The following is a 9,650-nucleotide window of genomic DNA, read 5'->3' as shown; positions in this document are numbered from 1 at the left end:
ATCCTCGTGTCGAAAGATACGGGGATTTTTTTTGCCTGCGAAAATTTCCAGAACACTGCAAAACCAAATGTGGGAGCGAGCAAGCCCGCTCCCACAGGTTTTATATCAGTGCAGCTTAAGCCGCGGCTCGGTCCCGCGACCAATCTTGCTGCCCAGCATCAGCATCGCCGTGCGAAACGGCCCATACAGCGCCATCTGGTGCATGCGGTACAACGACACGTAGAACATCCGCGCCAGCCAGCCTTCCAGCATGACGCTACCGGTCAGGTTACCCATCAAGTTACCCACAGCCGAAAAACGCGACAGCGAGATCAGCGACCCGTAGTCGGTGTACTTGTACTCCGGCAGCGCCTTGCCTTCGATGCGCAACTTCAGCGATTTGGCCAGCAACGACGCCTGCTGATGCGCAGCCTGGGCGCGCGGCGGCACATTGCGATCGGAACCCGGTTGCGGGCAGGCCGCGCAGTCACCGAAGGCGAAGATATTCTCGTCGCGGGTGGTTTGCAGGGTCGGCAGCACTTGCAGCTGATTGATGCGGTTGGTTTCCAGGCCATCGATGTCCTTGAGGAACCCCGGTGCACGGATCCCGGCGGCCCAGACTTTCAGGCTGGCATTGATCACTTTGCCATCCGCGGTAATCAGGCTGTCGGCGGTCACTTCACTGACGGCCGCATTGGTCATGACGTTGACCCCGAGCTTTTCCAGGGTTTTATGCACAGGCCCGCCGATCCGTTCCGGCAGGGCCGGCAGCACCCGGGGGCCGGCTTCGATCAGGGTGATGTGCATGTTTTCCGGTTTGATCCGGTCCAGGCCGTAGGCCGCCAGTTCATGGGCGGCGTTGTGCAGCTCGGCGGCCAGTTCGACCCCGGTGGCACCGGCACCGACGATGGCGACGCTGATCTGCTCGACCTTGTCGGTCTGCCCTGCGTGTGCGCGCAGGTAGTGGTTGAGCAACTGCTGATGGAAGCGCTCGGCCTGTTTGCGGGTATCCAGGAACAGGCAGTGTTGCGCCGCACCCAGGGTGCCGAAATCGTTGGTGGTACTGCCGACGGAGATCACCAGCGAGTCGTAATGCACTTCCCGGGCCGGCACCAGTTCCAGACCGGCTTCATCATAAGTGGCGGCCAGCTGGATTTTTTTATTGGCGCGATCAAGCCCGCTCATGCGCCCCAGCTGGAACTCGAAGTGGTTCCACTTGGCCTGGGCAACATAGTTGAGTTCGTCTTCGGAAGAGTTCAGTGACCCGGCCGCGACTTCGTGCAGCAGCGGTTTCCAGATATGGGTCAGGTTCGCGTCGACCAGCATCACACTGGCCGTGCCGCGTTTGCCCAGAGTCTTACCCAGACGGGTAGCCAACTCCAGACCGCCGGCGCCGCCGCCGACAATGACAATACGATGGGACATGGGGATAACTCACAAGGCTAAAGGAAATCGGTGTGGTTACCCAAGCGAGCGCGAAGCAGCTCATAGCGTCAGGTAACTGATAAGTCGGCTCAGCAGGCCCAGACCAATGGTCACTGCCAATACCAGCACCAGGAGCATCCACGGCCGGAAAGGCCGGCGCTCGACTCGGTGTTGGGACAACTGCAGGTACTCTTCGACATGCTTTTGGTCGTCGGGGTTCAGGCGGCTGGTCATAAAGGCCTCGTCAGGTAGACGTTGCTGAAGGTGTAGAAGCTACAGGCTGATTTAACGAACGTTGAACGGAGCATAGCCGCTGTCCGGAATGGGCTCGACGCTCACCCTGTCTTCCAGGCGAATGATGCCACTTTGTAACACCCGGGCGGTGATTCCGCCATGTCCGCGCACCGCCTGAAACGTCCCGGGGCCCAGGTTGGCTTGCAGGCGTGCGCAGGGCTGGCACCATCCGGTGGTTTCGAAAATCGCCTGGCCGATGCGGAAGCGCCGGCCCTTGAGGCTGAACAGATTGATCCCACTGATAACGAGATTGCGCCGCAAATCTTCAGGCTTGACCGGCTGATCGTCCGGGCGGCCCATCAGCGAACTGATCACCGCCAGGTGTTCCCACTGGATCAGCGTCACTTGCCGTGCATTGCGGATGCCGGGTCGGGCGCGATCGCCTGTCAGGCCCGCCTCCAGTCGAGCCTCCACGGCATCCAGTTCGATCATCGGCGCGTGACGTTCCGGGCGCACGCCTATCCAGCGTACGCGGCCGGTTTGCGGGACTTCGGCAATCAGTTCCTGCAGTGGGCTCACAGGCTGATCCCGACGTCGAACACAATGCTGCGTCCCAGGTTGCTGCGCAGGAAGTCCGGTGCATCGGGATGGGCGAACAGCACACGGGCGAAGGTCGGGCCCACCAGCGACAGCGAGCGCCAGCCCTGGCGCAGGTATTCGGTGGGCGGCGGGAAATGACTGTTGAGGTCCAGCACTTCGCGCTTGAGGCTGGCGAAGGCAATGATGTCCAGCTCGCCAAGGTCCATGCCGCGTTCTTTGTAGTTGTGCGCTTTTTTGCGCAAGGTCGGCGCCAGGCGCAGCAAGAACTCGTTGGCAGGTATGCGCCGAGGCTTGGCCTCGCGCCGTACCAGCTGGCTCAGGGAGAACGCGCTGCGCCGCCGCTGCAGTTCATCGCGCCATTCATCATTGAGGCGCCGGCCCTCGTCGAGCACGAAGAACACCTCGAAACTGGCGTCGCGGAACAATACATCCGGCGGCTCCCCGGCCGGGGCGAATTCGTCGGCACGGTAGGGAATGTTCAGGCCCTGCAGCAGGCGTTGGCAGACCCAACGCTCGCGCTCCCATTTGCGGGCATTGGACAGGAACGCGTTGGCTTGCTCGGCCGCAATGGTCAGCAGGCGTAAGTAATCTGAATCATCCATACGCCCAAGCTTAGCGCTCAAATGTGATTGTAAAGAAGACAGTTTATCGGAGAGGAGCAAATCCTCTCGCTCCCAAGCCCGGTCCAGGGCGCTGCACAAAACGGATAGTGGTCTGCGCAATGCGGATATTGACCCGCGCCTGGTGACTCTACCCTCGGCTGTACGGACGTGAGCCGTGCTGCCGCCGCCCTTAAAAAACAAAAACAAGAGATGAACGCCATGCGCAAGATCGACGTACATGAGGTTATCGACAACGCTCGATTCAACCGCTTCCACTGGATGGTGCTGTTCTGGTGTGCCCTGATCATCATTTTCGATGGTTACGACCTGGTGATCTACGGCGTGGTCTTGCCGATGCTGATGAAAGAGTGGGGGCTCAGTCCTCTGCAAGCCGGTGCACTGGGCAGTTATGCATTGTTCGGCATGATGTTCGGCGCGCTGTTCTTCGGCCCGCTGTCGGACAAAATCGGGCGCAAGAAAGCCATCACCCTCTGCGTGATCCTCTTCAGTGGTTTCACCGTGCTCAACGGGTTCGCCCGCAACCCCGCCGAGTTTGGGATTTGTCGTTTCATTGCCGGGCTGGGCATTGGTGGCGTGATGCCCAATGTCGTGGCGTTGATGAACGAATACGCACCGAAGAAGATCCGCAGCACCCTGGTGGCGATCATGTTCAGTGGTTACTCGGTGGGTGGCATGCTGTCCGCGGGGCTGGGCATCGTGCTGATCCCGAGTTTCGGCTGGCAGTCGGTGTTCTACGTGGCGGTCCTGCCGTTGCTGCTGTTGCCGCTGATCATGTACTTCCTGCCCGAGTCGGTGGGTTTCATGCTGCGCCAGGGGCGCACTGCAGAAGCCCGCAACATTCTCCAGCGCATCGACCCGGCCTACATCGCCCAGGGCGATGATCAGTTGCACATGAGTGAAGTGAAGGGCACGGGCACCCCGGTGTTGCAGTTGTTCCGCGAAGGCCGTGCACTGCGTACGCTGATGTTGTGGCTGGCGTTTTTCTGCTGCCTGCTGATGGTCTACGCCTTGAGTTCGTGGCTGCCTAAACTGATGGCCAACGCTGGTTACAGCCTGGGCTCGAGCCTGTCGTTCCTGCTGGTGCTGAACTTCGGGGCGATCTTCGGTGCGGTCGGCGGCGGTGTGCTGGGTGACAAGCTCAACCTGCCGCGGGTGCTGTCGGTGTTCTTCGCCATGGCGGCGGTGTCGATCACCCTGTTGGGCTTCAACAGCCCGATGCCGGTGTTGTACCTGCTGATCGCCATCGCTGGCGCCACCACCATCGGCTCGCAGATTCTGCTGTACGCCTGCGCCGCGCAGTTCTACTCCATGACCATTCGTTCCACTGGCCTGGGCTGGGCGTCGGGCATCGGCCGCAACGGTGCCATCGTCGGTCCCCTGCTGGGTGGCGCCTTGCTCGGCATCAGCCTGCCGCTGCAACTGAACTTCATGGCATTTGCCTTGCCGGGTGCCGTGGCGGCCCTCGCCATGACCGTGTTCGCCATCAGCAACCGGCGCAGCGCCATGGCTGTCAGCCCAACGCTGTCGCCGACGGGCGCTTGAGTCATGAAGGCGTTTATCCAGGACTTCTCCCTGTCAGCCGCTGTCGCCGGCTTTATCGCCACGGTGATTTCCTATGCCGGGCCCTTGGTGATCATCTTTCAGGCGGCGCAATCGGCCCATCTGCCGCGGGAACTGTTGTCGTCCTGGATCTGGGCGATCTCCATCGGCAGCGCCGTGCTGGGCATCGGTTTGAGCCTGCGCTATCGCGTTCCGGTCATCATCGCCTGGTCGGCGCCTGGTTCGGCGTTGTTGGTGGCGTTGTTGCCTGAAATTTCCATGGCAGAAGCGGTGGGGGCTTATCTGGTCAGCAGCCTGATCATCTTTGTGGTCGGGGTCTCGGGGGCTTTCGACCGGATCATCAGCAAACTGCCCGCCGCGATTGCGGCGGCGATGCTGGCCGGGATCCTGTTCAGCTTCGGCACCGGGCTGTTCGTATCGATGCAGCACAAGCCGTTGTTGGTGCTGGCGATGTTCGCGGCCTATCTGATCGGCAAGCGGGTGATGCCACGTTACGCGGTGATGCTGGTGTTGCTGACGGGCTGTTCGATTGCCGCGTTCAGCGGTGATCTGCATCGCGAGGCATTGGTCATCGGGTTGGCTACGCCGGTGTGGATCACGCCCCAGTTCAGCCTGGGCGCGACGCTGAACATCGCCTTGCCACTGGTGATGGTGGCGCTGACCGGCCAGTTCGTGCCGGGCATGGCCGTGCTGCGTGCCAGTGGTTTCCAAACGCCTGCGAGCCCGATCATCGCCAGCAGCGCATTGGGCACCGCGCTGCTGGCCCCCTTTGGTTGCCATGGACTGAACCTGGCCGCGATCACGGCGGCTATCTGCACCGGTCGAGAGGCTCACGAGGATCCGCGCAAGCGCTACGTGGCCGGCGTTGTCGGGGGCTTGTGCTACCTGGTGCTGGGCATCTTCGGCGCCACGTTGGTTTCGCTGTTTTCTGCGTTCCCCAAAGAGCTGATTGCGGCGTTGGCGGGGCTGGCGCTGTTTGCTGCCATTGCCGGGGCGCTGACGGGGGCGATGGCCGTGCCGAGCGACCGCGAAGCCGCGCTGGTGACCTTTTTGATCACCGCTTCAGGCATGTCGCTGTTCAGCTTGTCCGCCGCGTTCTGGGGTCTGATTTTCGGCATGGTCACCCATGTGCTGTTAAGCGCCCGTCGTCCCGATCTCCTTCGTAAATCCACTGCAACTGAGGCTGTTCAATCAGTCGATCAATAACAATAAGAGAAAAACGATGAAGCAGAATCTCCAAGCAACGGGTACGGCGTTGTCCCTGGCTGTCGTCTCGGGTTTTTCCACAGGCGTTATGGCCGCCGAGAGCGGGTTTATCGAAGACACCACCGCAACGTTGCAGGCACGCAATTACTACTTCAGCCGCGACTACTCCGACATCGTCGGCGCCAACCAGCAATCGAAGGCCGAGGAGTGGGCCCAGGGCTTCATCCTCAACGTGAAGTCCGGTTACACCCAGGGCACCGTCGGCTTTGGTGTGGATGTCATCGGCTTGCTGGGTCTCAAGCTCGACAGCAGCCCGGACCGGGTGAATACCGGCTTGCTGCCGGTGCAGGACGACGGTCGCGCAGCGGACAATTACAGCCGTCTGGAAGGCGCGTTGAAGATGCGTTACTCGAAAACCGAGCTGAAAGTCGGTGAGCTGCAACCCAATCTACCGGTACTGGTGTTCAGTGATATTCGCCTGCTGCCGCCGAGTTACCAGGGTGCAAGCATCACCTCCAGTGAGATCAATGGTCTGACCTTGCAGGGCGGACACCTGAGTTCAACCAGCCTGCGCAACGAGGCGGGTGATGAAAAAATGCAGGCGATGCTCGGGCATGTGCCGCAACGTCAGGTCAGCAGTGACGGGTTCAACTTTGCCGGTGGCGATTATGCCTTCAACGACAAGCGCACCTCGGTCAGCGCCTGGTACGGGCAACTGGAGGACATCTACAACCAGCGCTTCCTCGGCCTCAAGCACAGCGAACCCGTGGGTGACTGGATCCTCGGCGCCAACCTCGGCTACTTCGATTCGCGCGAGGACGGCAAAAAACTGCTGGGCAACATCGACAACCAGGCGTTCTACTCGTTGCTGTCGGCCAAACGTGGCGGCCACACCTTTTATGTCGGCTATCAGGGCATGTTTGGCGACAGCGCGTTCCCGCGGGTATTCGCCAACATCTCACCGTTGGGTAACGAGGTGCCCACCTATGAGTTCGCCTACACCGATGAACGTTCCTGGCAGGCACGTTACGACTACGACTTCGCGGCCCTGGGTGTACCGGGCTTGACCAGTACCCTGCGCTACATCAGCGGCAACAATGTCGATACCGGCAAGGGGTATGAGGGCAAGGACCGTGAGCGCGACCTGGACATCGGCTATGTGCTGCAGAGCGGCAGCCTCAAAGGCCTGGGGATCCGCGTGCGTAATGCGATGGCGCGGTCCAATTACCGCAGTGATATCGATGAAAACCGCCTGATCCTCAGCTACACCTGGACGCTGCTCTGAGTGCAGCGGCGAATCACAGGTTGCTGGTGCAATCGCCGATGACGTTGTACGTCACCCGCCGGGTCTGGCCCTGATGATCGACATACACCATGGTCGCCGGCACAACCCCGCAGGCGGTCGCGGTGTCCGAAACAGACACCACCTTGGCGATGTCCAGCGGCTGCGCGGGGTTGTACAAGACAGCGAGAGGCTCGTTGTCAGCGGCCATGGCCGAGGTGGCGATGACGGCCAGAAACAGGCTGATCAACGTTTTCATGCTGGCGTGCTCCGCGTGGGTTTCGATGAGTTGATTTTAGTCTTCGGCACCCGTGGATAAAGGGGCCAACGGCGGATGCAGCGTTACGCAAAATGTAATAGTCACAACTGTAGGAGCGAGCTTGCTAGCGAAAAACCTGAGAGCTGCGCGGGTGTCAGGCTCCCCGCGTCATCGTTGACCTCCATCGCGAGCAAGCTTGCTCCTGCAGGTTTCTCGCAATGAACAGTATTTTCGCCCGAGGGGGGCTTATGGATTTGCTTAACAACTTGCGCGTGTTCATCCGTGTGGTGGACTGCGCCAGTTTCACCGCCGCGGCCGACACGCTGGATCTGTCCACGGCGCAGGTATCCCGATTGGTCGCGGACCTGGAAGAACATCTCCAGGCACGCCTGCTGCAACGCACCACGCGACGCCTGAGCCTGACCGAAGCAGGCGAGCGATTCCTGTTGCGCAGCCGGCAGATTGTCGAAGAAATGGACGAGGCGACGGCCGAGGCCCGTGGCGCGCATATCAACCCCGCCGGGCGCCTGCGGGTGCACAGCATGAACGGCCTGGGCGTACTGATCACGCCTCTGATCGCCCGCTACAGCGAGCTATATCCCGACGTGGTGTTCGAACTGACCTTGTCCCAGCGCAATCCCGATCCACTGGAGGAGGGGCACGACGTGGTGATTTCGATCGCCCCCGAACTGCCCGATTCGCAATTGGTCGCCCAGGCCCTCGGACAGATCTACAGCGTACCTTGCGCCTCCGCGGACTACCTGCGCCGCAAGGGCATTCCACAGCAGCCGCTGGCGCTGAACGAGCATCAATGCCTGCGCCTGCTTGATCCCTTGTATGGCGATCAATGGGTATTCCAGGACGAACACGGCGAACATGCCATCAGTCCGGCCAAGACCTTCCAGTGCAATGTCGCCGAGTCGATGGTCAAGGCCTCGGAGGCCGGCATGGGCATCAGCCTGCTGCCTTTCCACACCGCCACACGGCCCTTGAGCGATGGCACCTTGTTGCGTGTATTGCCGACCTGGCGATTGCGCGAGCGCAATGTCTATGCGCTGTATCCATCACGGCGTTTTCTCGATGCCAAGGTCCGCACCTGGGTGGATTTTCTCAAGGCCGAGCTTCCCAAATTGTTTGCCGAACATGAAGCGGTGATGAACGATCCACGGCATTGGGCTTGAGGTCGAAGGGACGGTGAAGGGCGGTGTAGACTGAGGCTCTTTCTCTTTCGGAAAGACAGGGAGTGGGCCCAGCCATGATCGGTGCCGAGTTATTGTCATCCCAGACCCTGAACGTGGGGTGGTTGATCTACATACCGGTATTACTCTGGGCCGTCGTGCGCGCACCCTGGGTCGAGTTGTTCACCGACAATCGTCGCCAGCATCTGCTGTTCGGTACGGTGTTCGCGCTGTTCATGCTGTGGCTGGTGCGGCGGGACTTCGATACCGGCGTGTCCTATCACTTCATCGGCATGACAGCGGTGACGCTGTTGCTGGACTGGCCGCTGGCAATCGTCGGCGGTCTGGTGGCGCAGGCAGGCCTGGTGTTGCTGGGGCGTCAGGACCTGATGGCCATGGGGGTCAATGGCACGCTGTTCATTTTGTTGCCGGTGTTGATCACTGAATGCTGTGCGATAGCGGTGGAGCGCGCGCAGCCACGAAATCTCTTCGTGTACATCTTCGTTTCCGGTTTCTTCGCCGCAGCCCTTTCAGCATTGCTGTGCCTGGTGCTGGCGCTGACGTTGTTGTGGTACGACGAACGGTTCGCCATGCCGTATTGGCTGGAAGATTTTGTCGGTTACCTGTGGTTGATCATTTTTCCCGAGGCGTTTATCAACGGCATGGTGGTGAGCGCGCTGGTGGTGTTCAGCCCTGAGTGGCTCGAGACCTTCAACCGCACGCGTTATCTGTCGGCGCCCTGGAAGGACGACGACCCCGAATCTTGATCCATTTCAGATTCGCCAAATGATGACGATCCCATACTCCGTTTTTCCAGCGGTTCCCTAGATCTGCTGATCAATCAAAACCGCGTTGCTATAGATCAAGCTACCATCGCTCGCGCGGTGCCCAACCAAATGGTATTGACCACGATCGAGGTGCAAATAGACGCGCATTTGGCAGTCGGACAAGGGGTCGTATCCCTCTGGCAATTTCAGATCCAGAGTGCTCATGTCGACATCAACCATGGCTTCAGGCCCATGGGAACTCTTCAGGTGTTCTTCAGCCTGCTCCAGGCGCTGACGAAGTGGCACATCGACGTAAAAATGGATTTCACCTATTGGGGTGGATTTTTGGTCGGGGCTGGTTTTGCACCAGCCTTCGATCGTCATGGCGCTCATAACGAAGCCTCCGTCGTAGACTGCTGGATTCAATTGCTCTGTCTCTGATCTGAAATTCAGTATAGCTGGCAACCGGGACTCGCTCGCCAACCCTCACGGCACAACCCGATGGCACTATACTTTTAACTGACTTTGCCACCCGGA

Annotated in this window: 11 protein-coding genes; 5 read left to right on the top strand and 6 right to left on the bottom strand. The window is 60.2% G+C overall.

The annotated features are described in order from the left end of the window. Positions 1–105: 105 nt before the first annotated feature. From SOP95_RS25435 to SOP95_RS25420, 4 genes are read right to left on the bottom strand one after another with little or no spacing between them, the layout of a single operon-like run. Positions 106–1,404 carry an NAD(P)/FAD-dependent oxidoreductase gene (locus SOP95_RS25435; RefSeq protein WP_323608719.1) on the bottom strand — a complete coding sequence of 433 codons (1,299 nt, stop codon included), beginning with the start codon at positions 1,402–1,404 and terminating at the stop codon, positions 106–108. 60 nt (positions 1,405–1,464) lie between these two features. Continuing rightward, on the bottom strand, positions 1,465–1,638 hold the full coding sequence (locus tag SOP95_RS25430) for a DUF3094 family protein (protein WP_007996394.1): 174 nt from the start codon (positions 1,636–1,638) through the stop codon (positions 1,465–1,467). Between the two features lie 51 nt (positions 1,639–1,689). Further along, positions 1,690–2,217, bottom strand: coding sequence for an MOSC domain-containing protein (locus tag SOP95_RS25425; protein WP_323608718.1), 528 nt, complete (start codon positions 2,215–2,217; stop codon positions 1,690–1,692). Continuing rightward, positions 2,214–2,840 (bottom strand): DUF1780 domain-containing protein, encoded by a 627-nt coding sequence (locus SOP95_RS25420; RefSeq protein ID WP_007970534.1) that lies wholly within the window; start codon positions 2,838–2,840, stop codon positions 2,214–2,216. The genes SOP95_RS25425 and SOP95_RS25420 overlap by 4 nt, the downstream gene beginning before the upstream one ends. 219 nt (positions 2,841–3,059) lie before the next feature. Here SOP95_RS25420 and SOP95_RS25415 point away from each other — a divergent pair, with 219 nt between their 5' ends. From SOP95_RS25415 to SOP95_RS25405, 3 genes are read left to right on the top strand one after another with little or no spacing between them, the layout of a single operon-like run. Then, on the top strand, positions 3,060–4,403 hold the full coding sequence (locus SOP95_RS25415) for an aromatic acid/H+ symport family MFS transporter (RefSeq protein WP_323608717.1): 1,344 nt from the start codon (positions 3,060–3,062) through the stop codon (positions 4,401–4,403). A gap of 3 nt (positions 4,404–4,406) precedes the next feature. Continuing rightward, positions 4,407–5,627, top strand: coding sequence for a benzoate/H(+) symporter BenE family transporter (locus tag SOP95_RS25410; RefSeq protein WP_274074557.1), 1,221 nt, complete (start codon positions 4,407–4,409; stop codon positions 5,625–5,627). Between the two features lie 16 nt (positions 5,628–5,643). Beyond that, the gene (locus SOP95_RS25405; protein WP_274074558.1) at positions 5,644–6,912 is read left to right on the top strand and encodes an OprD family porin; all 1,269 of its coding nucleotides are present in this window, start codon (positions 5,644–5,646) and stop codon (positions 6,910–6,912) included. Positions 6,913–6,925: 13 nt separating this feature from the next. Here SOP95_RS25405 and SOP95_RS25400 read toward each other — a convergent pair whose 3' ends face one another. After that, positions 6,926–7,168 (bottom strand): DUF2790 domain-containing protein, encoded by a 243-nt coding sequence (locus tag SOP95_RS25400; RefSeq protein ID WP_274074559.1) that lies wholly within the window; start codon positions 7,166–7,168, stop codon positions 6,926–6,928. 248 nt (positions 7,169–7,416) lie between these two features. On the opposite strand from SOP95_RS25400, the gene SOP95_RS25395 reads away from it, so the two are divergent. Next, a complete protein-coding gene (locus tag SOP95_RS25395; protein ID WP_274074560.1) occupies positions 7,417–8,349 on the top strand; it encodes a LysR family transcriptional regulator in 933 nt (310 codons plus the stop codon). A gap of 74 nt (positions 8,350–8,423) precedes the next feature. After that, entirely contained in the window at positions 8,424–9,113 is a 690-nt protein-coding gene (locus SOP95_RS25390) for an energy-coupling factor ABC transporter permease (protein ID WP_274074561.1), read from the top strand. A gap of 57 nt (positions 9,114–9,170) precedes the next feature. On the opposite strand, the gene SOP95_RS25385 is transcribed toward SOP95_RS25390, so the two are convergent. Beyond that, entirely contained in the window at positions 9,171–9,506 is a 336-nt protein-coding gene (locus SOP95_RS25385) for a hypothetical protein (RefSeq protein WP_323608715.1), read from the bottom strand. Between the last annotated feature and the right edge of the window lie 144 nt (positions 9,507–9,650).

Origin of the sequence: Pseudomonas sp. YuFO8 (assembly GCF_035065025.1) — a bacterium.
Taxonomy (GTDB): domain Bacteria; phylum Pseudomonadota; class Gammaproteobacteria; order Pseudomonadales; family Pseudomonadaceae; genus Aquipseudomonas; species Aquipseudomonas putida_AE.
The sequence above is the reverse complement of the archived record's forward strand: the minus strand, read 5'-3'. Positions and strand labels throughout refer to the sequence as shown.

What these genes read in the sequence shown, in the direction of transcription:
- SOP95_RS25390 (WP_274074561.1), top strand. Translation starts at nt 8,424, where the DNA reads ATGATCGGTGCCGAGTTATTGTCATCCCAGACCCTGAACGTGGGGTGG.
- SOP95_RS25405 (WP_274074558.1), top strand. Translation starts at nt 5,644, where the DNA reads ATGAAGCAGAATCTCCAAGCAACGGGTACGGCGTTGTCCCTGGCTGTC.
- SOP95_RS25415 (WP_323608717.1), top strand. Translation starts at nt 3,060, where the DNA reads ATGCGCAAGATCGACGTACATGAGGTTATCGACAACGCTCGATTCAAC.
- SOP95_RS25430 (WP_007996394.1), bottom strand. Translation starts at nt 1,638, where the DNA reads ATGACCAGCCGCCTGAACCCCGACGACCAAAAGCATGTCGAAGAGTAC.
- SOP95_RS25400 (WP_274074559.1), bottom strand. Translation starts at nt 7,168, where the DNA reads ATGAAAACGTTGATCAGCCTGTTTCTGGCCGTCATCGCCACCTCGGCC.
- SOP95_RS25410 (WP_274074557.1), top strand. Translation starts at nt 4,407, where the DNA reads ATGAAGGCGTTTATCCAGGACTTCTCCCTGTCAGCCGCTGTCGCCGGC.
- SOP95_RS25435 (WP_323608719.1), bottom strand. Translation starts at nt 1,404, where the DNA reads ATGTCCCATCGTATTGTCATTGTCGGCGGCGGCGCCGGCGGTCTGGAG.
- SOP95_RS25395 (WP_274074560.1), top strand. Translation starts at nt 7,417, where the DNA reads ATGGATTTGCTTAACAACTTGCGCGTGTTCATCCGTGTGGTGGACTGC.
- SOP95_RS25420 (WP_007970534.1), bottom strand. Translation starts at nt 2,840, where the DNA reads ATGGATGATTCAGATTACTTACGCCTGCTGACCATTGCGGCCGAGCAA.
- SOP95_RS25385 (WP_323608715.1), bottom strand. Translation starts at nt 9,506, where the DNA reads ATGAGCGCCATGACGATCGAAGGCTGGTGCAAAACCAGCCCCGACCAA.